Origin of the sequence: Mangrovicoccus sp. HB161399 (assembly GCF_013184745.1) — a bacterium.
In the GTDB taxonomy this organism is placed as follows: domain Bacteria; phylum Pseudomonadota; class Alphaproteobacteria; order Rhodobacterales; family Rhodobacteraceae; genus Mangrovicoccus.
Window position 1 is genome coordinate 151,705 of record NZ_JAATVU010000001.1, and the last position, 23,371, is coordinate 175,075.

Annotated in this window: 25 protein-coding genes; 15 read left to right on the top strand and 10 right to left on the bottom strand. The window is 68.5% G+C overall.

Annotation, left to right across the window (positions count from 1 at the left end):
* Nucleotides 1-10: 10 nt before the first annotated feature.
* The 5 genes from gor to HCC78_RS00740 all read right to left on the bottom strand — a co-directional run bounded on the left by gor (nt 11) and on the right by HCC78_RS00740 (nt 4,484).
* Nucleotides 11-1,369 carry a glutathione-disulfide reductase gene (gene gor, locus HCC78_RS00720; RefSeq protein ID WP_172326810.1) on the bottom strand — a complete coding sequence of 453 codons (1,359 nt, stop codon included), beginning with the start codon at nt 1,367-1,369 and terminating at the stop codon, nt 11-13.
* Between the two features lie 17 nt (nt 1,370-1,386).
* Nucleotides 1,387-2,163 (bottom strand): ribose-5-phosphate isomerase RpiA, encoded by a 777-nt coding sequence (rpiA, locus tag HCC78_RS00725; RefSeq protein ID WP_172326811.1) that lies wholly within the window; start codon nt 2,161-2,163, stop codon nt 1,387-1,389.
* A gap of 68 nt (nt 2,164-2,231) precedes the next feature.
* Nucleotides 2,232-2,900 carry a thiamine diphosphokinase gene (locus tag HCC78_RS00730; RefSeq protein WP_172326812.1) on the bottom strand — a complete coding sequence of 223 codons (669 nt, stop codon included), beginning with the start codon at nt 2,898-2,900 and terminating at the stop codon, nt 2,232-2,234.
* Nucleotides 2,897-3,115: a DUF2842 domain-containing protein gene (locus tag HCC78_RS00735; protein ID WP_172326813.1), complete on the bottom strand. Its 219-nt coding sequence runs from the start codon at nt 3,113-3,115 to the stop codon at nt 2,897-2,899. Before HCC78_RS00735 ends, HCC78_RS00730 begins: the two co-directional genes overlap by 4 nt.
* A 73-nt stretch (nt 3,116-3,188) precedes the next feature.
* Complete coding sequence (locus HCC78_RS00740; RefSeq protein WP_172326814.1) at nt 3,189-4,484, bottom strand: adenylosuccinate synthase; 1,296 nt, start codon at nt 4,482-4,484, stop codon at nt 3,189-3,191.
* Between the two features lie 209 nt (nt 4,485-4,693).
* Between HCC78_RS00740 and HCC78_RS00745 the strand changes: the two genes are divergently transcribed.
* Together HCC78_RS00745 and HCC78_RS00750 are read left to right on the top strand one after the other, a co-directional pair.
* Nucleotides 4,694-5,116 carry a hypothetical protein gene (locus tag HCC78_RS00745; protein ID WP_172326815.1) on the top strand — a complete coding sequence of 141 codons (423 nt, stop codon included), beginning with the start codon at nt 4,694-4,696 and terminating at the stop codon, nt 5,114-5,116.
* Between the two features lie 86 nt (nt 5,117-5,202).
* A complete protein-coding gene (locus tag HCC78_RS00750) occupies nt 5,203-5,604 on the top strand; it encodes a DUF6524 family protein (protein WP_172326816.1) in 402 nt (133 codons plus the stop codon).
* Between the two features lie 15 nt (nt 5,605-5,619).
* On the opposite strand, the gene HCC78_RS00755 is transcribed toward HCC78_RS00750, so the two are convergent.
* Nucleotides 5,620-7,284: a hypothetical protein gene (locus tag HCC78_RS00755; RefSeq protein WP_172326817.1), complete on the bottom strand. Its 1,665-nt coding sequence runs from the start codon at nt 7,282-7,284 to the stop codon at nt 5,620-5,622.
* A 187-nt stretch (nt 7,285-7,471) separates the two neighbouring features.
* Here HCC78_RS00755 and secG point away from each other — a divergent pair, with 187 nt between their 5' ends.
* Both secG and HCC78_RS00765 read left to right on the top strand, forming a co-directional pair.
* The gene (gene secG / locus HCC78_RS00760; RefSeq protein WP_172326818.1) at nt 7,472-7,843 is read left to right on the top strand and encodes a preprotein translocase subunit SecG; all 372 of its coding nucleotides are present in this window, start codon (nt 7,472-7,474) and stop codon (nt 7,841-7,843) included.
* A 145-nt stretch (nt 7,844-7,988) separates the two neighbouring features.
* A complete protein-coding gene (locus HCC78_RS00765) occupies nt 7,989-9,632 on the top strand; it encodes a CTP synthase (RefSeq protein ID WP_172326819.1) in 1,644 nt (547 codons plus the stop codon).
* 9 nt (nt 9,633-9,641) lie between these two features.
* Here HCC78_RS00765 and HCC78_RS00770 read toward each other — a convergent pair whose 3' ends face one another.
* Entirely contained in the window at nt 9,642-11,381 is a 1,740-nt protein-coding gene (locus HCC78_RS00770) for a hypothetical protein (protein WP_172326820.1), read from the bottom strand.
* A gap of 120 nt (nt 11,382-11,501) precedes the next feature.
* Between HCC78_RS00770 and HCC78_RS00775 the strand changes: the two genes are divergently transcribed.
* The 9 genes from HCC78_RS00775 (at nt 11,502) to HCC78_RS00815 (ending at nt 18,852) form a co-directional block, all read left to right on the top strand.
* Nucleotides 11,502-12,233: a DsbA family protein gene (locus HCC78_RS00775; RefSeq protein WP_172326821.1), complete on the top strand. Its 732-nt coding sequence runs from the start codon at nt 11,502-11,504 to the stop codon at nt 12,231-12,233.
* A 60-nt stretch (nt 12,234-12,293) separates the two neighbouring features.
* A complete protein-coding gene (locus HCC78_RS00780; protein ID WP_172326822.1) occupies nt 12,294-12,734 on the top strand; it encodes a TerB family tellurite resistance protein in 441 nt (146 codons plus the stop codon).
* A 234-nt stretch (nt 12,735-12,968) separates the two neighbouring features.
* The gene (locus HCC78_RS00785) at nt 12,969-13,337 is read left to right on the top strand and encodes a hypothetical protein (protein WP_172326823.1); all 369 of its coding nucleotides are present in this window, start codon (nt 12,969-12,971) and stop codon (nt 13,335-13,337) included.
* A 191-nt stretch (nt 13,338-13,528) separates the two neighbouring features.
* A complete protein-coding gene (locus HCC78_RS00790; RefSeq protein WP_172326824.1) occupies nt 13,529-14,326 on the top strand; it encodes an ABC transporter ATP-binding protein in 798 nt (265 codons plus the stop codon).
* Nucleotides 14,327-14,356: 30 nt separating this feature from the next.
* Nucleotides 14,357-15,076: a transporter substrate-binding domain-containing protein gene (locus HCC78_RS00795; protein WP_172326825.1), complete on the top strand. Its 720-nt coding sequence runs from the start codon at nt 14,357-14,359 to the stop codon at nt 15,074-15,076.
* A gap of 40 nt (nt 15,077-15,116) precedes the next feature.
* Nucleotides 15,117-15,998 (top strand): ABC transporter permease, encoded by an 882-nt coding sequence (locus HCC78_RS00800; protein WP_172326826.1) that lies wholly within the window; start codon nt 15,117-15,119, stop codon nt 15,996-15,998.
* Nucleotides 15,995-16,834 carry an ABC transporter permease gene (locus tag HCC78_RS00805; protein WP_172326827.1) on the top strand — a complete coding sequence of 280 codons (840 nt, stop codon included), beginning with the start codon at nt 15,995-15,997 and terminating at the stop codon, nt 16,832-16,834. The genes HCC78_RS00800 and HCC78_RS00805 overlap by 4 nt, the downstream gene beginning before the upstream one ends.
* Before the next feature lies 1 nt (nt 16,835).
* A complete protein-coding gene (locus tag HCC78_RS00810; protein WP_172326828.1) occupies nt 16,836-18,131 on the top strand; it encodes a glutamine synthetase family protein in 1,296 nt (431 codons plus the stop codon).
* A gap of 16 nt (nt 18,132-18,147) precedes the next feature.
* The gene (locus HCC78_RS00815; protein WP_253948976.1) at nt 18,148-18,852 is read left to right on the top strand and encodes a type 1 glutamine amidotransferase; all 705 of its coding nucleotides are present in this window, start codon (nt 18,148-18,150) and stop codon (nt 18,850-18,852) included.
* Nucleotides 18,853-18,915: 63 nt separating this feature from the next.
* Here HCC78_RS00815 and HCC78_RS00820 read toward each other — a convergent pair whose 3' ends face one another.
* Nucleotides 18,916-20,124: a DegT/DnrJ/EryC1/StrS aminotransferase family protein gene (locus tag HCC78_RS00820; RefSeq protein ID WP_172326829.1), complete on the bottom strand. Its 1,209-nt coding sequence runs from the start codon at nt 20,122-20,124 to the stop codon at nt 18,916-18,918.
* A gap of 159 nt (nt 20,125-20,283) precedes the next feature.
* Between HCC78_RS00820 and hisB the strand changes: the two genes are divergently transcribed.
* On the top strand, nt 20,284-20,871 hold the full coding sequence (gene hisB, locus HCC78_RS00825; protein ID WP_172326830.1) for an imidazoleglycerol-phosphate dehydratase HisB: 588 nt from the start codon (nt 20,284-20,286) through the stop codon (nt 20,869-20,871).
* Entirely contained in the window at nt 20,871-21,509 is a 639-nt protein-coding gene (hisH, locus tag HCC78_RS00830; protein ID WP_172326831.1) for an imidazole glycerol phosphate synthase subunit HisH, read from the top strand. The genes hisB and hisH overlap by 1 nt, the downstream gene beginning before the upstream one ends.
* On the opposite strand, the gene HCC78_RS00835 is transcribed toward hisH, so the two are convergent.
* Nucleotides 21,506-22,939 carry a cobyric acid synthase gene (locus HCC78_RS00835; protein WP_172326938.1) on the bottom strand — a complete coding sequence of 478 codons (1,434 nt, stop codon included), beginning with the start codon at nt 22,937-22,939 and terminating at the stop codon, nt 21,506-21,508. The two genes, hisH and HCC78_RS00835, sit on opposite strands and share 4 nt — an antisense overlap.
* Before the next feature lie 22 nt (nt 22,940-22,961).
* Nucleotides 22,962-23,282, bottom strand: a complete 321-nt coding sequence (locus HCC78_RS00840; RefSeq protein ID WP_172326832.1) for a hypothetical protein — start codon at nt 23,280-23,282, stop codon at nt 22,962-22,964.
* Nucleotides 23,283-23,371: the final 89 nt, after the last annotated feature.

Consider the following 23,371-nt stretch of genomic DNA (forward strand, 5'->3'; position numbering starts at 1 on the left):
ACCCGCGGATTCAAGCGCTGCGGGTCGGGTTCCGCATCGTTACCAGTTCTTCGGCCATGGTGGGATGCACCGCGCAGGTCCGGTCGAAATCGGCTTTCGTCGCGCCCATCTTGACCGCGATGCCCGCGAGCTGGATCATCTCGCCGGCCGAGGGCGCGACGATATGGCAGCCGATCACCACGTCGTCCTCCTTGCGGACGATCAGCTTCATGAAGACCCGCTCCTCGCGGCCGGCGAAGCCCGACTGCATCGCCTTGAAGGAGGTCGTGTAGATGTCGGCGGCAATGCCCTGCGCCTTGGCGTCCTCTTCCGAGATGCCGGTGGTGCCGATTTCGGGCTGGGTGAAGATCGCGGACGGGATCAGGTCGTGGTCGACCGCGGTCGGGTTGCCCTTGAACACGGTCTCGACGAAGGCCATCGCCTCGCGGATCGCCACCGGCGTCAGGTTCACCCGGTCGGTCGCGTCGCCGATCGCGTAGATCGAGGGCACCTTGGTCTGGCTGAACTGGTCGACCTTGACCGCGCCGTTGGCGTCCATCTCGATGCCCAGCTCGAACAGGCCGAGGCTGTCGGTGTTGGGCTTGCGGCCCGTGGCGAACATCACCAGGTCGAAGGTCCGCTGCGAGCCGTCGGTGCCGTGGACCAGGATGCCGTCCCCGGTCTTTTCCATCGACACGGTGTTGGTGTGTGCGCAGAGCTCGATCCCGGCCTTGCCCATCTGGTCCGCCACCAGGTCGACGGTCTCGCGGTCGAAGCCGCGCAGGATCTGCTCGCCCCGGAAGAACTGGGTCACTTCCACGCCCAGGCCGTTCATGATGCCCGCGAATTCGCAGGCGATGTAGCCGCCCCCGACGATCAGCAGGCGCTTGGGCAGCTCCTCGAGATGGAACATCTCGTTCGAGGTCACCGCCAGCTCGTGGCCGGGGAATTCCGGCACGAAGGGCCAGCCGCCGGTCGCGATCAGGATGGTCTTGGCGGTCTTCGACTCGCCGCTGTCGAGCATCACCTCGTGCGGGCCGGTGACGACCGCGCGGTGCTTCACCCAGTCCACGCCGGAATTGTTCAGCAGCCGCTCGTATACGCCTTCGAGCCGGTCGAGCTCGGTTTCCAGCTGGCCCTTGAACTTGCTCCAGTCGAAGCCGCCCGCGGTGACGTCCCAGCCATAGGCCGCGGCATCGGCCATGTGGCCCGGATAGGAGGAGGCGAAGACCATCAGCTTCTTCGGCACGCAGCCGCGGATCACGCAGGTGCCGCCCATGCGGCTTTCCTCTGCGAGGCCCACCTTCGCGCCTTCGGCCGCCGCGACGCGCGCCGCGCGCACGCCGCCGGAGCCGCCGCCAATGACGAACAGATCGTAATCGAAACTCATCGGTAATCCTTCACTTCTCAGGCGGTCGGGAGGAGCGCCGCCAGTTCCATGATGACATCGCCCCAGGCGGGCGTCTGGTCATGCATGCGGGTTTCATGCTTGCCGTCGGGATGGCCGATGATCACCGTGTCGCAGAGCCCGATGAACAGCCCGTGCTCGACCACGCCGGGAATGTCCGCCAGCGCCATGGACAGCGATTCCGGATCGGCAATGCGTTTCAGATGCGCGTCGATGACGTAGTTGCCCTGGTCGGTCAGCACCGGCGCGCCGTCCTTCATCCGCAGGACCGTTTCGCGCCCGTCGACTTCGGAGGCGGCCAGCACCTCGCGGATCCGCTTCTCGGTGCCCTTCCAGCCGAAGGGGATCACCTCGATCGGCAGCGGGAAGGCGCCCAGCGTCTCGACGTCCTTGGAGGGATCGGTGATGACGATCATCCGGTCCGAGGCCGCGGCGACCAGCTTTTCGCGCAAGTGAGCCGCGCCGCCGCCCTTGATCAGCCGCATGTGGCCGTCAAATTCGTCCGCGCCGTCGATGGTGACGTCAATCCGGTCGACATCGTCGAGGCCCACCACGGTCAGCCCCAGCGCGCGGGCCAGTCCGGCGGTCCGCTCGGAGGTCGGCACGCAGGTGAGGGTCATCCCCTCGTCCTTCGCCCGCTTCGCCAGCGCACGGACCATCCAGGCGGCGGTGGAGCCGGTCCCGAGCCCGACGGTCATCCCGTCCTCGATCTCGGCAACGGAGGCCATGGCGGCCGCGAATTTCCCGGCCTCTGCCGGAGACAGCGTGTCAGACATCGTCGATCCTCTTTCCTGACAGGAGATATAGGGAATGCCGCGCCCTGCCGCGACCCCCAATCGGCCAGTTACCAGCCGGGTGCGTCCTCGAGCGCGTCGAGGAGCGGCGGCAGCGCCGTCAGCGGCAGCATCAGGAGGAGCTTCGGCGCATGCGGTGCGATCATGACATGGCCAAGCGCGCGGTTCGAGGTGGCGCTCTGCCCGTCAGGGGCGAAGGCCAGCCCGTCGAGCGGCCAGTGCAGCCCGCGGCTTTCGGCGGTGACGCGCCCCATCGGGAACAGGCTGACCGGCGTTCCTGGGTCGAGATCGAGCGCCAGCCGCGGCGGCGCCAGCAGGCAGACATCCTCGGGACCGATCACCAGCGCGCGCCGCTTCGGCAGCCGCGCCATGACGTTGAACACCGCAAGCAGGTGGTCCATCCGCCCGGCCGCGAAGCCGACGGCCAGGACCAGCGGCGCCTCGATCCGCGCCAGGCACTTGTGGAAATCGGTGCTGTCCTGCTCGGCGACATGGTGCAGCCGGTCGGCGGGGATCGCCGCATGCACCCCGGCATCGAGCGAATCGAAATCGCCGATCACGGCGAGCGGCATGTGCCCGGCCTCCAGCGCCGCCCCCGCGCCGCCATCGGCGGCGACCAGCACGGGCGCATGGGACAGCGCCGCCGCGATCTCTTCCGGGGCGACCGGGCCGCCGCCGACCAGGGTGACGGCGCTCTGCGTGCGGATCAGCGCGCTCACTCGCCGTCCCGGTCGGCCTGGCCGACGCCGCGGAACACCGCGCGGAAGGGCAGCGCCCAGACCAGGCCCAGCCCGACATAGACGCCGAGCTCCAGCCAGATCGAGGGACGGTCGAACTGCGCGACGATGGTCACCGCCGCCACGACGTAGAGCGGCAGCCCGACCAGCAGTATGACGAGCGACCAGCGCCGCCGAGCCTTGTAGGAAAGCGCCATCGGGGGTCCTCCCTTGTCCGCCCATGTTCCGCCGCCCGAGGCTATCCCAGAGGGCGGCGGAGTCCAGTGCCGATCAGTCGGCGAAGGGGTCGGTGACCAGGATCGTGTCGTCGCGCTCGGGCGAGGTCGACAGCAGCGCCACCGGACAGTCGATCAACTCCTCGATGCGGCGGACATACTTGATCGCCGCGCCCGGCAGGTCGGCCCAGCTGCGCGCGCCCTCGGTGCTTTCGTTCCAGCCTTCCAGTTCCTCGTAGACCGGCGTGCAGCGCGCCTGCGCCTCGGCCGCGGTCGGCAGGTAGTCCAGCACTTCGCCGTCGAGCTCGTAGCCGACGCAGATCTTCAGCGTCTCGAAGCCGTCGAGCACGTCGAGCTTGGTCAGCGCGATGCCGGTCACGCCCGAAGTGGCGCAGGTCTGGCGCACCAGCGCTGCGTCGAACCAGCCGCAGCGGCGCTTGCGCCCCGTGACCGTGCCGAATTCATGGCCGCGCGTGCCCAGGCGGTTGCCCGTCTCGTCGTCCAGCTCGGTCGGGAACGGGCCCTCGCCGACGCGGGTGGTATAGGCCTTCACGATGCCCAGCACGTAGTCGATCGCGCCCGGGCCGAGGCCCACGCCGGTCGCCGCCTGGCCCGCGATGACGTTGGACGAGGTCACGAAGGGATAGGTGCCGAAGTCGATGTCCAGCAGCGCGCCCTGCGCGCCTTCGAACAGGATGCGCTTGCCCGCTTTCCGCTTCTCGGTCAGCACCTTCCAGACCGGCGCGGCATAGGGCAGGATCTGCGGCGCGATCTCCTTCAGCTTCTCGATCAGCGCGGCGCGGTCGATCGGCTCGATGCCCAGTCCCTTGCGCAGCGGGTCGTGGTGCTGCAGCGCGCGGTCGACGCGGGCGACCAGCGTCGCCTCGTCCGCCAGATCCGCGACCCGGACGCAGCGGCGGCCGACCTTGTCCTCGTAGGCCGGGCCGATGCCACGGCCGGTGGTGCCGATCTTGGTGCCCTTCGACGCCGCTTCCTCGCGCGCGCGGTCCAGCTCGCCGTGGAACGGCAGGATCAGCGGGGTGTTCTCGGCGATCATCAGCGTCTCGGGCGAGATGTCGACGCCCTGCTCGCGGATCTTGGCGATCTCGCCGACCAGGTGCCAGGGATCGAGAACCACGCCGTTGCCGATGACCGACAGCTTGCCGCCGCGCACCACGCCCGAGGGCAGCGCGTTCAGCTTGTAGACCTGGCCGCCGATGACCAGGGTATGGCCCGCGTTGTGGCCGCCCTGGAAGCGCGCGATGACATCCGCACGCTCGGACAGCCAGTCAACGATCTTCCCCTTACCCTCATCGCCCCACTGGGCGCCGACGACGACGACATTGGCCATGGTTCTCTCCATTCAGTCCGCGGCGTGCATATCCAAACGCAACGCGGGACGAAACCGCAAAATCGGGCAGATCCGACGCTTGGCACGCCCTGCAGGTCCGCCGGAGGCGGCAGGCGGCGCGCCGCCGGTCCGGCAGGCGTGCCGATGCCGTCTTGCCGCGGCACGGACGGCATGCGAGAGCCGGAACGACAGACATCCCGGGAATCGCCATGACCACTGCGCCCTCGCGCCTGCCCTGCCTCGCCCTTCTTGCCCTCCTCGCCGCCTGCGGCACGCCGGAGCACCTGAAGACGCCGGTCACGGCTGCGCCGCAGCCGCTGCCCGCACCGGTCGACCCTTCGGACCCGCTTTCCGCCTATCCGGCCCTGAGCTCGCGCGACTACGGCGCCTGCGCGGTGGTGCTGCTGACCGGACGCGCGCTCGACGACCCGGACAGCTTCAACGCGCGCCGCGAGGAGATGCAGGCGGCGGCGGTCGGGATGATGTCCCAGGCCCCTGACCCGGCGAAGGCAAACGAGACCGCCGAAGCCGTCAGCACCGCCGATGACAGCCGCTTCTACGCCTATGTCAGCGCCAACCGCGACGGCTGCCGCGACCGCTACCCGGCCTATGCCCGCCAGATCGGCGCCTGATCCGGCCGGCGGGGCGGCACCGGCCTTGCCCGGCGCCGCATCCGCGCGCAAGATCCGACCCGAGTTCCGCAATCCGCGAGCCTGACATGTCCGAAATCCTGCCCCGCTGGGCGATCGCATTCGCGCTGGTCGCCGCCACCTTCAATCCGACCCCCTACAGCTATGTCGGCTGGGCGCTGCATCACGGCTGGGAGACGCTCTCGGTCGCGGTGCTGCTCGGCCTGCTGCTGTTCGCGGTCTGGGTGATCTTCCTGCGTGCCACGCTGCGGTCGATCGGTCCCTTCGGCATGGGGCTCGTCGCGGCGATCTTCGCTGCCGCGGTCTGGGTGCTTCACGACATGGGCGTTCTGGCGCTCGACAATGACGCGGTGACGGGATGGCTGGCCATTCTCGGCCTGTCGCTGGTGCTCGGCACCGGACTCGGCTGGAGCCATGTCCGCCGCCGGATGTCCGGCCAGGCGGATGTCGACGATGTCGAGGAAGACTGAGAACCGGCGCCCGGGCTAGTTCGACAGCGCGAGGTTGCGCATCTTCTCGACATGGGACTGCATGTAGTAGCTGCCCGCATCCTCGCCCAGGTAGTCGAGGAAATCCTGCGCCGCAGCTTCCGCCGCATCGCTGCCGATCCCGGACGACCAGGAATAGGCCAGCGCCCGCCCGTAGTCGATCAGCGCGGCATCCACCGCCGCCGGATCGTCGAGACAGCTGCGAACCGCCGCCTTCAGCCCCGCTGCGCGCGCATCCCATTCCGCCCGGGCACTGCCGGCAAGACCGGCATTCAGGCTCATCTGGATCAGGCGGTTGTAGTAGTAGAAGACTGCGGCATAGGCCTGCCATCCGGTGCCCGGATCAGCGCAGGGCTCCGGCTCCGCGCCACCGTGCCAGGCCGCATCGACATACGGCGCCAGCCCGTCCACCGGGAAGGTCTGGATCAGCCGCCGCGCCTGCTGCCGGATGCCCGCATCCGGGTCCGCGAGCAGCGCGACGATCTGCGGATAGTCCTCCTCGCCCAGGAAGGGGACGGTGAAATCGAGGCTGCGCCCCGCGGCAGGCTTGAGCTCCGGATGCGCGTATCGGCCGCCTTCGATCAGGCCGTGCAGCAGGCTGACCGCCAGATCGGGATTCTCCGCCGGCGCGGTCCCGAAGAGATCCGCTAGAGCCGCGCCGGCATAGTCGCCGAAATTCTCGCCCAGGAAACGGCGCGCCCTGAGCCGGACGGCGCTGTCGGGATCGCCGAGCCGGGGCCGCAATTCGGCATACAACAGACCCGGCTCCTGCGCCGAGACCGCCCCGAAAGTGGCGAGCCGTCCCGCGAATTCGCGCAGGCCCGGCCCGGCCTCCGGCACGGCAAGCGCGCCGAAATCGGTGAATTCCCCCGCATCGGGTGCCGAGGGCACGACCAGCTTGCGGAAATAGACCTGCGAATTGCTGAGATCGACCCAGAGGAATCCTTTCAGCCGCTGGCTTTGATAGGGATATTCGAAACAGTCGTCGACCGAGGGCTGTCCTGCGCGGCCGCGCTTGAAGCGGACCCCGAACGCCCCGTCGAACGGGTAGGAAAGCAGGACTTCGCCCTGCGGCGGCGCCGACACGAATTGCAGGTTCATCTCGCAGACCGAGCCGCCGGCCGGATCGGACAGCGTGAGGCCGTAGATGCCGGGGCTGGCATGGGCGAGGATCTGCAGGGTCTTCTGGGCCCGTCCCGAGGTCTTCTCGCGGTACCAGAGGTCTTCGTGCACGTCGACGACGATGTCCCGGCCAATCCGCTCGAAGGAAATCTCGCCCATGTCGGTGCCGCGGCAGCCTTCCGGATACAGCATCCAGAAGGCGGCGAGGTAGACGGCGACCAGCGCGACGCCGCCGCCGAGATAGAACTTGCCCGGCGCGCCCATGGCGCTGGTCCCGAAATCGCCCTCGACCGCGGCGCCGCCGCCGAGAAAGGCCCCGGCCATGGCCGCGCCGACCGCGAAGGCCAGCCCGGTGAATGTGAAGGCGGCGCAGTTCATCGTCATGCCGCTGGTCTGGGTGAAGACCGCCATGCCGACGAGGAAGAGGAACAGCCCTGCGGCAAAACAGGCGCCGACGATCTTCTGCCATCGCGAGGCCGATACCGGCAGGACTGGCGGGGTGGCGGCACCCGGCGGGGCGGGATCGGAATCGCCGGACATGTCGGGTCTCCTCCGGATCGCGGCAAAAGGGGTCTGTGAAAATCGGCCGCCTGCAATGTCCGCAACCATATCACGCAGGCTGCCGCTAGGGAAGGAAGGCACGGCAGGCAGCCCGCTTTCGCTACGGGGTTGCGTCCGCGGGCCGCGGGCACTAGGTAGGCCCCGATCCGAACACCAGGTCCCACGCATGCAAAACGTCCTTCTCATCATCCACCTGATCCTCGCCCTCTGCCTCATCGGGGTCGTGCTGCTGCAACGATCCGAGGGCGGCGGCCTCGGGATGGGCAGCGGCGGCGGCGGCGGCGTGATGTCGAGCCGGGGCGCGGCAACCGCGCTGGCCAAGCTCACCTGGGGTTTCGCGGCAGCCTTCATCGCCACGTCGATCGCGCTGACGATCATCGCGGCGCAAAGCTCCTCGGGCAGCTCGGTGCTGGACCGCATCCAGGATGCACCGGTTTCCGCGCCCGCAACGGACACCACGGCACCCGCCCTGCCCGGCGGCGACCTGCTGCCGCCCTCCGCCGGATCCGAGCCCGTGGCACCGCCGCGCGCCGAATAACCCGGCAAACACAACACCTTGTAAAATCTCCATATCCCGCAACAGCATGTTGCGGGATCACTGCGAATCCTATATGGGTTTAATCCCGTGGTCAGGTTTCGCAGCCAACCTATTTTCGGCCGATATCACGGGGGTTCCGACCGACATGACGCGCTATATCTTCATCACCGGCGGTGTGGTGTCCTCGCTTGGCAAGGGTCTGGCTTCGGCGGCGCTCGGCGCCCTCCTGCAGGCGCGCGGCTTCACGGTCCGCCTGCGCAAGCTCGACCCCTACCTCAATGTCGACCCGGGCACGATGTCCCCCTTCGAGCATGGCGAGGTCTTCGTCACCGATGACGGCGCCGAGACCGACCTCGATCTCGGCCATTACGAGCGCTTCACCGGCGTCGCCGCGCGCAAGACCGATTCCGTCTCCTCGGGCCGCATCTACTCCAACGTGCTGGAGAAGGAGCGCCGCGGCGACTATCTCGGCAAGACGATCCAGGTGATCCCGCACGTCACCAACGAGATCAAGGATTTCCTGTCGATCGGCGAGGGCGAGGTCGATTTCATGCTCTGCGAGATCGGCGGCACTGTCGGCGACATCGAGGGCCTGCCCTTCTTCGAGGCGATCCGCCAGTTCGGCCAGGACCGGCCGCGCGGCCAGTGCATCTTCGTCCACCTGACGCTGCTGCCCTACATCGCGGCCTCCGGCGAGCTGAAGACCAAGCCGACCCAGCACTCGGTGAAGGAGCTGCGCTCCATCGGCATCGCGCCGGACGTGCTGGTCTGCCGCTCCGAGGGCCCGATCCCGCAGAAGGAGCGCGAGAAGCTCGCGCTGTTCTGCAACGTGCGCCCCGAAGCGGTGATCGCGGCGCAGGACCTGAAATCCATCTATGACGCGCCGCTGGCCTACCATGCCGAAGGACTGGACCAGGCGGTCCTGGACGCCTTCCAGATCTCGCCCGCGCCGCGCCCGGTGCTGACCAAGTGGCAGGACGTGTCCGACCGCGTGCACAACACCGACGGCGAGGTCCGCATCGCCATCGTCGGCAAGTACACCCAGCTGGAAGACGCCTACAAATCCGTCTCCGAGGCGCTGACCCATGGCGGCATGGCCAACCGGGTGAAGGTGCGCACCGAATGGCTCGACGCCGAGATCTTCGAGAAGGACGATGCCGCCGCGCGCCTGGAAGGGTTCCACGGCATCCTGGTGCCCGGCGGCTTCGGCGAGCGCGGCACCGAGGGCAAGATCAAGGCGGCGGAATTCGCCCGCACCAAGAACATCCCCTATCTGGGCATCTGCCTCGGCATGCAGATGGCGGTGATCGAGGCGGCGCGCCACCTCGCCGACATGGAGAATGCCGGCTCCGAGGAGTTCGACGACGAGAAGGGCAAGAAGCGCTTCACCCCGGTCGTCTACCATCTCAAGGAATGGGTGCAGGGCAACCACAAGGTCGAGCGCAAGAAATCCGACGCCAAGGGCGGCACGATGCGCTTGGGCGCCTACACCGCCTACCTCGCCGAAGGCAGCCGCGTGGCCGAGGTCTATGGCGGCACCGTCATCGAGGAGCGCCACCGCCACCGCTACGAGGTCGACATGACCTACCGCAAGCAGCTGGAGGAGCGCGGCCTGATCTTCTCGGGCGTGTCGCCGGACGGCCGCCTGCCGGAGATCGTCGAGGTCAAGGACCATCCGTGGTTCATCGGCGTCCAGTTCCATCCGGAACTGAAATCGAAGCCCTTCGCGCCGCATCCGCTGTTCCGCGACTTCGTGCGCGCCGCGAAGGACCTGTCGCGGCTGGTCTGATCCCGCCGGTCAGGCAGACCTGGCCCTGCGCTCCCGGCGCAGGCGCCTGCCTTGCCTGGCCTCTTCCGCGTTGCGGGTGAGGACGTCCATTTCATCCTCTTCCGCCCGCTTCTTCTCCGCCGTGGACGTGCCTTCGTCCGCGGCCGAGGGCGCCTCGATATTCTCGGGATTCCTTGTGCCCCCGCCAAAGGCCCGCAAGGCGTTGGTCAGCTGCGACAGGCTGCTGAACACCTTGTACCAGAACGGCCCGCCGAGCCCGATCAGGATCCCCGCCAGCAGCGCGTTGAACGTCCAGGATATCCAGGCCCAGGTCCTTTCCTGCCCCGTCCAGTTGGCGCGCTCGGTGCAGAGCGGGTCAAGGTCGACGCCGTCCATCTCCATGCAATGCGGCCAGTAATGCAGGCCGACGGGCAGGACCGGCTGGTCCAGGACGGGAGCAAGCGCGGCGCGCAGATCCTTCAGCTGCTGTTCGAAATCTTCGCGGCCGAGCGCCTTGGCAAAGGCGTCGAGCGCATCCCGGATGCCGGTCAGGGCCTCGAGCCGCGCCGCATCCGCGCCGCCCGCGGCCTCCGCATCCAACGGAGCCAGGATCGGCGCCATCGCGTCGGTCAGCGCCCTCAGCTGCCCGGCAATCTTGGCCACGTCCTGGTCCGACAGCGCCGCCAGCGCGTCGCGCACATTGCCAAGGTCCTCAGGCGAATCCTGTTCCAGCAGAGGCTGCAGCGTCTCAAGGAATCCGGCCAGCGTGGTCTTCAGCGTGTCGATTTCCGCGGCGAAATCCACCACCCCCGCTTCGCCGGCATGCGCCTCCAGATCGTCGAGGGTCGCGTTCAGCTGGGCCAGCTGCTCCGAATACTGCTTGCCGACCTCCTCGCCCATGGCGATCAGGCTCTGGCGCAGCGCATCGTCGTTCATCACGGCGTTCACCAGGCGCACGGCGTGGATGTTGAAAATCGGGGCCAGCAGAACGGAAATGAGCACGGTCCACAGCTGCGCCTTGCGGCGGAACTGCTCGCTGACCGTGGCGCGGTAGCGTTCGTACATGCGCTGCCAGTCCTGCCATTGCTGCCGGACCGCCTCGCGCTTCCCCAGCAGCGGCGACTCCTTCGCGATCCGCATTCCGTGCTCGACGATCTCGGAACCCAGCTCGCTGCCGGCCAGCCGCTGGAGGAAGGCATAGGTGCTGAGCGACTGGACCAGCAGGCGGCGCTGGAGGAACTGGTAGCCATGCCCGGTTCCGATTTTGCGGCCCATCCGGTCCGGAAGAACGACCTGCACGCCCCGCTTCAGCTTGGAAAAGATGGATTCGCCCTGCGTACCGTCCCCGTCCAGATGCGCATCGACCTTGAAATGGACCGGACTGCAGGTCATCTCGTCGGCCAGCCGCATGCGCCGCTTCTCCCAGTCGAGGGACCATTTCTCGGTCAGGTGCTTCGCGACGGCGAGACGTTCCTTGGGGTCGAGATCCTCGACGGCCTTTCCCGCCGCGGCAGCGGCCTCCCCCAGCGCCTTGGCGATATCCGTGGCCTGGGCGTCGGACAGCAGGTCCGAGCACAGCACGTTCTCCGGATCCTTCAGATGCGGCATCCGCTGGTCAACCATGCGGTCGAGCATCTGCATCACTGCCTTCCTGAGCAGCGCCGGACGCGTGTTGAGGGTCCGCAGCAGGATCTCGACGATCCCGGTGGCCATTGTGGAGAAGATGATCATCGCGACGGCAAAGGCCATCGCTCCTTCCAAAACCTGCATGCCATTCCTCCCGAATGACCGGAAATCGACGTTAAAAAATAGTTTACCTAGGGTAATACCCCATCGTCGGCACGCCTGGCAAGCATGGCGTTCCCGACCCATCCGTGCCAGTCAGGCGGCATGGCCCTGTCCCGACGCTCCCTCCTCCTCGCCGCCGGTGCCGCTGCCGCCGTGCTCGGCGTGCCGCGCGCGCTGAGGCACTTCGCGCCGCTTCCCCCGGCGGAGCCCATCCCCGGCCTGCCCGGCTTCCGCCGTATCGAAAGCGGCGGGATCACCCTGCCGCCCGCGCTGGCCGGGATGGAGGGCAGCACCTCCGCCGGGATCGGCGCCGAGATCGCCGCGGTGCGGCGCGATCCCGCTGCCGCGCTCTTCGGGGCTCCGCGGCCCGGCACCGTGCCGGTCGCCGTCTTCACCGACGTGAACTGCCCCAATTGCCGCCAGATCGAGCCTCTGCTGCTCGACTGGGCCGAAAACCGGCAGGACCGGGCATCGATGGCCTGGCACGAGCTGCCGCTGCTCGGGCCCACCAGCGAAAGCGCGGCGCGCGCCGCGCTGGCCGCCGGGCTGCAGGGCGGCTACCTGCCGGTCCATGCGCGGCTGATGCAGAGCCGGTTCCGGCCCTCGCCCGCCTATCTGCGCGACCTTGCCCAAGCTGCCGGGCTAGATGCGGACCGGATGGCGGCCGACATGCAGGGACCGGAGGTGGAGGCCGCGCTGCGCCATGCCCGGGCGCTCGCCCATGTCTTCGCCATTCCCGGCACGCCCGCGCTGGCCATCGGCCGCACGCTGGCAATCGGCGCGCTCGGCGATGCGCAGATGAACCGGCTGCTTTCCCGCGCTGCGACCGCATGAACGGGCCCGTTCGCCGATTTGTGTCTTGGCGGAGCGCGCCGGGCAGCCTAAGTCCATGCCATGTTCGGTGACCTTCTCAGAACCCTGCTAGAGCCCGGCCCCGCACGGCTGCCGGAACCGGATGCCCGCCTGGCGCTCGCGGCGCTGCTGGTGCGCGTCGCCCGTTCCGACGGCGACTATGCCGATGTCGAGATTGCGCGGATCGACAAGGTCCTGTCGCGCAAGCACGGGCTCTCGCCCTTCGAGGCCGCCAAGCTGCGCCGCGAGGCCGAAGAGCTGGAACGGCAGGCCCCGGACACGGTGCGTTTCACCCGCGCGATCAAGGACAGCGTCCCCTACGAGGAGCGCGAGACGGTGATCGAGGCGCTCTGGGAAGTCGTGCTGGCTGATGGCGACCGCGACGACGAAGAGGATTCTCTCCTGCGCATGGTCGCCAATTTCCTCGGCGTGAACGACCGCGACAGCGCGCTCGCCCGCCAGCGGGTCGAACGCCGCCTCTGACGCCGGAGACCTCCGCACGGGCTTCGCGCCGCAGGACGTTGCATCCCGAGCCCGAGCTGTCGATTGCGGGAGCTTGCGCAGCTCGGCCTTGCGGCGTGATTTTCCGGCTTGGAAGCTGCTGCGCCGACGGAACGGCTTTCCTCGGTTCCCCGGGCCCGTGATCTGCTTCCGCGGGAGCTGCCGCCCGCATCGCCGTCGACCGGCCACGCCGGCGGCGACAGCCGGGATGGCGTCATGCTCGGCATGTTCGGCATGTTCACCGGCGGGCCGGACCTGGCCATCGCAAGCGTCGGCCCGAACATGGATCCCAGTTCCGCGACGGCTGCATGGCACTGCAAGTCGGCAGCCCAGCCGGGCCGAAAGACAATCCTGCCGCCCGGACCGTCGCCTCCGCTGTGGACATCCCCTGCCTTGCCAAGCAGGCGCCTAACCGCCCTCGAGGGTCCCGGTGATGCTTTCGCGGCGGAGATGACCGGCGCGCTCTGCCTGACCGTGGCGGCCAATCGGAATTTCTCCCGAAGCTGCGGCGCATCGGCCATGCCTCCGGCCCAGCCGGCAATCGACCGCGGGTGCGGAACGGCACACCTGCTGCAGCGTCGATGAAGCCCTGCCGCTGGCGGCGGGCGGCCTGGCCATGCCCGGGATCCTGCGCGCTCGAAGGGCCCGCGGCCGTGCCCGGCCTGCCCCGCTCCGGAGGCCGCGTGCCGCGGCTGCCCAAGCGGCGGGCACATGCCCGCATTTTCCGCCCCTCCCGCGACGCAAGCCCTTGCGCTCTGCGCGCAAGGCTGACGTAAATGGTCCGACGTCATGGGGGACAGAGCGTGGGACAAACGCCCGTCATCGAGATCAGGGATCTGCACAAGGCCTACGGGCCGCTGGAAGTTCTGAAGGGCGTGTCGATCAAGGCCGAGCGCGGCCATGTCGTGTCGCTGATCGGCTCGTCCGGCTCGGGCAAGTCGACGCTCCTGCGCTGCTGCAACCTTCTGGAGGACAGCCAGCAGGGCGAGATCCTCTTCGACGGCGAACCGATTTCCTGGAAGGGCCGCGGCCCCGACCGCCGCCCCGGCGATCCGAAACAGGTCCGCCGCGTCCGCACCAGCCTGTCGATGGTGTTCCAGCAGTTCAATCTCTGGGCGCACATGACCGTCCTGCAGAACGTGATGGAGTGCCCGCTGACCGTGCTGGGCGAGGACCGCGCCGAAGTGGAGGCCCGCGCCCGCCAGCTTCTGGACCGGGTCGGCATCGGCGACAAGTGCGACGTCTACCCGGCGCAGATGTCCGGCGGCCAGCAGCAGCGCGCCGCGATCGCCCGCGCGCTTGCCATGCAGCCCAAGGCGCTGCTGTTCGACGAACCGACCTCGGCGCTCGATCCCGAACTGGAGCAGGAGGTGGTCAAGGTGATCCGCAGCCTCGCCGAAGAGGGCCGCACCATGATGCTGGTGACCCATGACATGCGCATGGCGCGCGACATCTCCGACCATGTCGTGTTCCTGCACCAGGGCCTCATCGAGGAGGAGGGCCCGCCGTCCGAGCTCTTCTCCGCCCCGAAATCCGAGCGGCTGCAGCAATTCCTTGCAGCGACGGCCGCCTGACACCGACAAGAACGAACGAGGGACACTTCCATGAGAAACCTGCTTCTGGGCACCGCCATGCTGGCCGCGAGCACATGCGCCGCACTGGCACAGGACACCGTGCGCATGGCCACGGAGGGCGCCTATCCTCCCTACAACTTCATCAACGATGCCAACGAGGTGGACGGGCTCGACATCGATGTCGGCAACGAGATCTGCGCCCGCGCCGAACTGGACTGCACCTGGGTCACCAACGACTGGGACAGCATCATCCCGAACCTCGTCTCCGGCAACTACGACGCGATCCTCGCAGGCATGTCGATCACCGACCAGCGCGACGAGGTGATCGATTTCACCCAGGCCTATTTCCCGCCGGATCCCTCCGCCTATGCCGGAATGGGCGATGTCGATGTCGGATCGGCGGTGATCGCCGCGCAGACCGGCACGATCCAGGCCGCCCATGTCGCGGAGACCGGCGCGACGCTGGTCGAATTCGCCACCCCCGACGAGACCGTCGCCGCGGTCCGCAACGGCGAGGTCGACGCGGTGCTGGCCGACAAGGGCTTCCTCGCGCCGATCGTGAGCGAGGATCCCGACCTGGAATTCATCGGCGAGGACGTGATCCTCGGCAAGGGCATCGGCATCGGCCTGCGCGAGAGCGACACCGAGCTGAAGGAGAAGATGGACGCCGCGCTGACCTCGATGAAGGAGGACGGCAAGCTCGCCGAACTGATGGCAAAATGGTTCCCGGACGTCGATCCGAATTTCTGAAGCACGCGGCGCCCGGGCCTGACCCGGGCGCCCCAAGCGCATGTTCGAGTTCTGCTCAGACCCCTCCGCCCTCGGCGACCTGAAATGGATGGCCTGCTACCTGACCACGGGCAAGCAGTTCGCCTTCTACTGGTCCTTCGGCACGGTCCTGCTGCTGCTGGCCGTCACCGCGCCCGCAGCCCTGGCCTTCGGCTTCGCCGGCGCCATGGCCGCGCGCGCCCGCTTCGCGCCGCTGCGCTGGCTCGGCCTCGCCTATACCTCGATGGTCAGGGGCATTCCGGACATCATCTTCTTCCTGTTCGTGCCGATCGCGCTGGACCAGCTGTTCGAATGGCTGCGCCACAGGGCGCTGTGCCCGGACTGGGACCAGCCGGTGCGGCAGGGCAACGATTTCGTGGTCTGCGCCGCCGCCAAGCTGCCGCAGAGCTCCGCTCCGCAATGGATCCATGAAAGCTACGGCTTCGCGCTGGCCGTGCTGGCCTTCGCAATCGTCTTCGGCGCCTTCGCGGCCAACGTGCTGTCGGGCGCGATGAAGGCGGTGCCGCGGGCGCAGATGGAGACCGCCGAAGCCTACGGCATGACCCATGGCCAGGCCTTCTGGAGGATCATGGTGCCGCAGATGTGGGTCTATGCCCTGCCCGGCCTGTCGAACCTGTGGCAGATCCTCGTCAAGGCCACGCCGCTGCTGTTCCTCCTGGGCGTCGAGGACATCGTCTACTGGGCGCGAGAGCTCGGCGGCTCGAAGACCTCGACCTTCGCCTACCCGCATCCGGACTGGCGGATCTGGTACTTCCTGGCGCTGCTCGTGTTCTACCTGCTGCTGACGTCGGTGTCCGAGCGCGTCTTCGCCCGGCTGTCACGGCGGCTGAGCCACGGACAGGCGACGGCGGCGGGCGAGAAGCTGAGAAAGGCCGCGGCATGAGCTGCTTGGACACCATCCAGGCCTATGGCCTGCGCGCCATCGGCCTCGGCGAGCGGCTGCTGCCCCGGACGGACTTCACCCTGTGCGACCAGTTCGTGCTGATCGGCTCGGGGCTGATCTGGAACGTCTATTTCGGGCTCCTGGCACTGTTCTTCGGCTTCTGGTTCGCGGTCGCGCTGGCCATGGGCAAGAATTCGGACCACCTTGCGGCGCGCAAGCCTGCCGAGTGGTTCATCTTCGTATTCCGCGGCTCGCCGCTCTTCATCCAGTTCTTCATAGCCTACCAGGCCTTCGTGCTCCTGCCCCGCGACGGCATTCCGATCAACCTCGGGATCGTGGAACTCACCGCCGACACGCGCTGGCTGACCAAGGCCTGGGCCGGGGCGCTGATCGTGCTGTTCCTCAACACCTCAGCCTATGCCGCCGAGATCTTCTCGGGCGCGCTGCGCTCCATCCCCAAGGGCGACCTCGAGGCCGCCGATGCCTACGGCATGTCCACTTGGCAGAAATTCCGCCGGGTGACCTTCCCGACCATGCTGCGCCTGGGCTGGCCCGCCTACACGAACGAGGCGATCTTCCTCTTCCACGCCACGACGCTGGTCTTCTTCTCCGGCTTCCCGGCCTGGCAGCAGCAGGGCGACGCGCTCTACTACGCCAACTACTTCGCCGACAAGACCTTCAACCCCTTCATCCCCTATCCCATCGTTGCGGGGTATTTCGTGATCGTGACCCTCTGCGTCATCACCGGCTTCGGGCTGGTCAACCGCCGCCTGAACCGCCACCTCGCCCCGTCGCAGCGCCAGCGCCTGCGCTTCCGCCTGCAGCTGGTGCGCTGAGATGGAGATCGAGACCGCCTCCCTCCGCGCCGCCTGCGCCGACCTCAACGGCCAGATGCGCGGCAAGCGCCTGCCCGGCTCGGCCGCCGCCAGGATCGAATTCACCGGGCTCAGGATGCCGCTGTCCACCCTGTCGCTCGACGTGCTGGGCCATGCCGCGCTGGCCGGCCCCGCCGATGGCGACGGCCAGCTGCGGGTGACCGAGCGCGGCCCGGTGCCGATGCCCTGGCTCGTGCAGGCCGCCACGCTGATGCCGATGTGGATGTTCACCGATGACGGCCGCCCCTCGCCCACCTGCCCGCGCCATGCGCTGTCGAAGGTGATCGGCCGCTGGCACAAGCGGGGCTGGAAGGTGAAGGCCGCCCCCTCGATCGAGGTGATGCTGGTCGACGATACCGGCGCCGCGCTGGCCCCCGCCAACGCCCCGGATTCCGGCCGCCCGCTGCGCGCCTCGCAAGCGGGCAGCGTCGCCCAGCTCGACGCCTTCGCCGCCTTCTTCGACGACGTCTATTTCGGCGCCGAGGCCATGGGCCTCCAGCTCGACGAGACCGTCTCCGGCGCGGGCCTGGCGCAGTTCCGGCTCAGCCTCGGCCCGGTCCCCGCGATGCGCGCCGCCGACGACCTGTGGCTGCTGAAGGCGCTGATCCGCGGCACAGCGCGCGCCCACGACATGGCCGCCTGCTTCCTGGCCAAGCCCTTCGAGGAGCAGCCCGGCAACGGCCTGCACATCTCCTACTGGGCGGACGGGCCGCAGGGGAACGTCTTCGACAACGGGCTCCAGGCCGGGTCCGCGATCATGCGCCAGGCAGTGGCCGGGGGGCTTTCCTGCCTGCCCGGCGCGACGCTGCTTTTCGCGCCGCACGAGGGCAGCTATGCCCGCTTCGCCCCCGACAGCCTGGCGCCGACCTCCGCCAGCTGGGGCTACGAGAACCGCTCCTGCGCGATCCGCATCCCGGCGGGCGACCCGGCCGAGCGGCGGATCGAGCACCGCGCCGCCGGGGCGGACACCAATCCCTACCTCGTGATGGCCGCGATCCTCGGCGGCGGCATTGCCGGGATCGAGGACGGGCTCGCCCCGCCCGAGCCGGTGATCGGCTCCGCCTACGGCCAGCGCGTGCTGCAGTTCCCGATGGACTGGGACGGCGCGATCGAGCGGTTTTCCGGCTCGCCGCGCATGGCGCGGATCTTCCCTCCGGACCTGATCGAGACTATGTCGGCGGTGAAGCGTCAGGAACAGCACCAGATGGCAAAGCTCTCGGCCGCCGAAACGGTGATGACCCTGATGGACGCCGTCTGAGTTCCGGAGAGTTTCCATGACTGCCCCCCGCCCGCGCATCGGGATCCTGAAATGCGGCCATGTGGCCGAAAGCATCGAGACCGCCCACGGCACCTATACCGAATGGTTCCGCAACTTCCTCGGGCCGCAGGGCTTCGAGATGCCGGTCTGGGCCGTGGTCGACGGCGAATTCCCGGACAGCCCGGACGACTGCGACGGCTGGCTGGTGACCGGCTCGCCGCTCGGCGCCTACGAGGACCACGCCTTCATCCCGCGGCTGGAGGCCTTCCTGCGCGAGATCCGCGCGGCGGACAAGCCGCTGGTCGGCATCTGCTTCGGGCACCAGATCATCGCCCAGGCCTTCGGCGGCAAGGTCGCGAGGCATCCCGGCGGCATCAAGATCGGGCGCCAGAGCTACGAGGTCGAGGGGCTGGGCCCGCTCGCTCTGAATGCCTGGCATGGCGACCAGGTGGTCGAGCTGCCCGAGGGCGCGCGGGTGATCGCGACCGGCGAGGACGTGCCCGTGGGCGCGATGCGCATCGGCGAGCGCATCCTGACGCTGCAGACCCATCCCGAGATGACCAACGAATGCCTTCTGGGCCTCGTCGATCTGCGCCGCGGCACCGGCATCTTCGCGCCGGGCCAGGTCGAGACCGCGGAAAAATCGGCGGAAACGCCCGTGGACAGTGCCCGGGCTGCCGGCTGGATCGGCGATTTCTACCGGTCGGCGCTCGGCGCCTGATCCGGCGCCTTCCCTCTCCCCGCCGGGGAGAGGGCCAGGGTGAGGGGCGGCTGCCGCCCGCGCTCAGCCCATCACCTCCTGCGCCGCCGCAACCAGCGCATCCGAGATCACGTCAAGTTCCGGCAGGGTCAGCCGTGCCGGCAGCCGCGTGTCGCAGGCCGACATCAGCATCGCGCGGGTCTTCGGCAGGTCCGGCAGATCGCCGAGGAACTTCCAGTTCCAGAACGCCCGCGCATTGTCCTCCGAAAGCCCGAAGACCTGAACCGACACGCCCCGCGCCTTGGCGGCCGCCATGAAGGCCCGCGCCTGCTCCCCGTCCATGCCCTTGAGCGTGAATTGCAGCGAATCCGGCGCGCGGGTCTCGGGCTCCAGGCAGGGCGGCACGTCGAGCCACGGCGACCGGTTCAGCCGCTCCGCCACGTAGTCGTGGTTGCGCAGCCCGTCGCGCACCCGACGCGGCAGCTCGCCCAGCTGCGGGCGGATGATCGCCGCGGAAAGGTTCGACAGCCGCGTGTTGTAGAGCGGAAGCTTGTTCTGCCATTCGGACACGATCTCGGCGACCAGCCCGTGCTTGGCCCAGTTGTGCTCGTAGGCGCCCGACATGATGACGGCGCGCGCGATGATGCCCGGGTCGTCGGTGACCAGCATGCCGCCCTCGCCCGCATTCAGCAGCTTGTAGGACTGGAAGGAGAAGCAGCCCACCTTGCCCAGCGTGCCGATCTTCTTCCCGTGCCAGAGCGTGCCCAGCGAATGCGCCGCGTCCTCAATCACCGGCACGCCCTTGGCTTCGGCCAGCTCCAGGATCGCGTCCATGTCGGAGGTATGGCCGCGCATGTGCGAGATCAGCACGCAGGCGATGTCACCGGTGAACTTCTCCGCGAAATCCGCCATGTCGATCCGGTAGTTCGCCCCGACCTCGACCAGGACCGGCTCGCACTCCGCGTGGACGACGGCAGAAGGAACGGCCGCGAAGGTGAAGGCCGGGATCAGCACCTTGGCGCCCTTGGGCAGCCCCAGCGCCTTCATCGACAGGAACAGCGCCGCCGAGCAGGACGCCACGGCGAGGGCGTATTTCGTTCCCATCATCTCCGCGAATTCGCGCTCAAGCAGCGCGACCGGCGCATCGGCGGCGGCGGTGTAGCGGAACAGGTCGCCCGAGGCGAGCAGGCGCTCGACCTCCCGCCGCGCCGCCTCCGGGATCGGCTCCGCGTCATAGACATTCGGGGCAAGGACCGGAGTTGCGGCAATCGGCGGGGCGAGATCTTCGGGCATTTTCGGATTTCCTGAAAGTCTGTTTCGGGAAAACCGTAGCCCGGATTCGGTCACAGATCCATGACGCCCTCTCCCGCGGACGCGATGATGCAGCCGTGTCACAGGGTCTTTTCCTCGCCGGCCCTTGCCGCTAGACGGGGCGCGCAGGAGGACGTTCCGATGCGCCAAGCCACGATCACCCGCAAGACCGCGGAAACCGACATCACCCTGACCGTCGATCTCGACGGCACCGGGACCTACGACGTGAAGACCGGGGTCGGCTTCTTCGACCACATGCTCGACCAGCTCGCGCGTCACAGCCTGATGGACCTGACGCTGCGCGCGACAGGCGACCTGCATATCGACGACCACCACACGGTGGAGGATTGCGGCATCGCCATCGGCCAGGCGCTGTCGAAGGCCGTCGGCGACAAGAAGGGCATCCTGCGCTACGGCTCCTGCCTGCTGCCGATGGACGACGCGCTGGTGCGCGCCGCGCTGGACCTGTCGGGCCGCCCCTTCCTCGTTTGGAACGTGGATTTCCCGACCCAGAAGATCGGCACCTTCGACACCGAGCTGGTGCGCGAGTTCTTCCAGGCGATCGCCACCCATGGCGGGATCACGCTGCATGTCGACTGCCTGCACGGGGTCAACAGCCACCATATCGCCGAGGCCGCCTTCAAGGCCGTGGCGCGCGCGCTGCGCGACGCGCTGGAGACCGATCCGCGCAAATCCGACGCGATCCCGTCCACCAAGGGCATGCTCTGATGGTCACGGTGCTGATCGACTACGAGTCCGGCAACCTGCACTCGGCCGAGAAGGCGTTCCAGCGCATGGCGCGGGAAAGCGGCGCGGGAGAGGTGATCGTCTCCTCGAAGCCCGAGGACGTGGCGCGCGCCGACCGGCTGGTCCTGCCCGGCGACGGCGCGTTCCCCTCCTGCCTGCACGGTCTGCAGAGCTATGCGCAGGTCTACGAGGCGATGGTCGAGGCCGTGCAGTCGCGCGGAGTGCCCTTCCTGGGGATCTGCGTCGGCATGCAGATGCTGGCGACCTGGGGACGGGAATACGAGGACACCCGCGGGCTCGGCTGGATCGGCGGCGAGGTGGTGAAGATCACCCCCTCGGACCCGGCGCTTAAGGTGCCGCACATGGGCTGGAACGACCTGGTGATCGATGGCACGCATCCGGTTCTGGACGGCGTGAAGACCGGCGACCACGCCTATTTCGTCCATTCCTACCAGTTCCATGTCGGCAACCCGGCGGAACGGCTGGCGCATGTGGACTACGGCGGCGAAGTGACGGCCATCGTGGCGAAGGACAACGTCATCGGCCTGCAGTTCCACCCGGAGAAGAGCCAGGCGCCCGGGCTGCGGATGATCGCCAACTTCCTGAACTGGAAGCCCTAGCCGGCCAGCGACAGCAGCCGGTCGAGGTCCATATGCGCCTCGATATGCGCGGCGAGGCGGTCGAGCACGTCCTCCACCCCGGCCGCATAGCCGAGCCCCGAAGGCGCGGCACCCAGACCGGCCAGCCAGGCCGCGCGGAACCCGTCATCGGCGAAAAGCCCGTGCAGATACGTCCCCTCGATCCGGCCATCCGGTGACATCGCGCCCTCCGGCGTGCCATCGACGGAGGCGAAGGGCCGCGCCCGGTCCGCACCTTCGGTCGCGCCGATATGGATCTCGTAGCCCTGCAGGTCACGGCCGCTCGCGGCGTGGCGCGCCGCAACGCGGGTCAGCCGCTTTTCCGGATGCATCTCGGTCACGACATCCAGCAGCCCCAGCCCCGGCATCTCGCCCGGCGGGCCTTCCAGGCCGCCGGGATCGCGGATCTCCTGCCCCAGCATCTGGTAGCCGCCGCAGATCCCCAGCACGCGGCCGCCGCGGCGCACATGCGCCGCGAGGTCGATGTCCCAGCCCTGCGCGCGCAGGAAATCCAGGTCCCCGCGGGTCGATTTCGTGCCCGGAAGGATCACCGCGGCGCAGTCGCCGGGGATCGGCGCGCCGGGACGGACCATGGCCACCTCGACCTCGGGCTCGGCCGAGAGCGGATCGAGATCGTCGAAATTGGCGATGCGCGACAGGCAGAGGCAGGCGATCTTCACCTTGCCGCCCTTCGGCCCGGCGGCGATGTCGAGCGCGTCCTCGGCCGGAAGGCGGTGCGCCTCGCCGAACCACGGCAGCACGCCCAGGGACGGCCAGCCGGTGCGCGCCTCGATCAGCGACACGCCGCCGTCGAAGAGCCGAACGTCGCCGCGGAACTTGTTGACGGCAAAGGCGCGGATCATCGCCGCGTCCTCCGGGTCCAGAACGGCCTGCGTGCCGACCAGCTGGGCGATCACCCCGCCGCGGTCGATGTCGCCGACCAGCACCACCGGCACGTCCGCCGCCCGCGCGAAGCCCATGTTGGCGATGTCGCCCGCCCGGAGGTTCACCTCGGCAGGCGAGCCCGCGCCTTCGACGATCACCAGATCCGCCTGCGATTTCAGCCGCTCGAAGCTCTCCAGCACCGGCGCCATCAGCGAGGGCTTGAGCTTGGCGTAGTCCCGCGCCTTCACGGTCGCGACCCTGCGGCCATGGACGACGACCTGCGCGCCGGTCTCGGTCTCGGGCTTCAGCAGCACCGGGTTCATGTCGGTGTGCGGCTCGGCCCCGCAGGCCAGCGCCTGCAGCGCCTGGGCGCGGCCGATCTCGCCCCCATCGACGGTGACGGCGGCGTTGTTCGACATGTTCTGCGGCTTGAAGGGGCGCACGGACAGCCCGCGGGCACGGAAGGCGCGGGCCAGGCCCGCGACCAGCATGGACTTGCCCACGTTGGAGCCCGCCCCCTGGATCATGATCGCGCGCGCCACCGGGCGCTCAGTGCAGATGCGCCGGTCCGGCACTCCGGTCGATCAGCATGACCTCGGTCTCTTCCAGCGCGGCGGCGCGGCAGCCGGTCCCGGCGGGCACGACATACATCTCGCCGCGGGTCAGCTCGACCAGCTCCTCGGGCAGCTCGATTTCCAGCGCGCCCTTGATGACATGGAAGAAATCAACCGCCCCCGCAGAGGTGTCGCAGCAGGCACCGGCAGGCAGCGTCACGCGCCGCAGCGGGCGTCCGTTGAACTCGCCCACCTGCTGCTCGTCCGAAAAAGGCACCAGCTTCTCCGCGAGGTTGACTGCCTTTACGTTGCTCATGCCCACTGCCCTCCTGGGTCGGGTTTTCTATGCCCCGTCCGTTCAGAATTTCTTAAAATTCGAACAAACAGAGAACCTTTTCTCCTCCG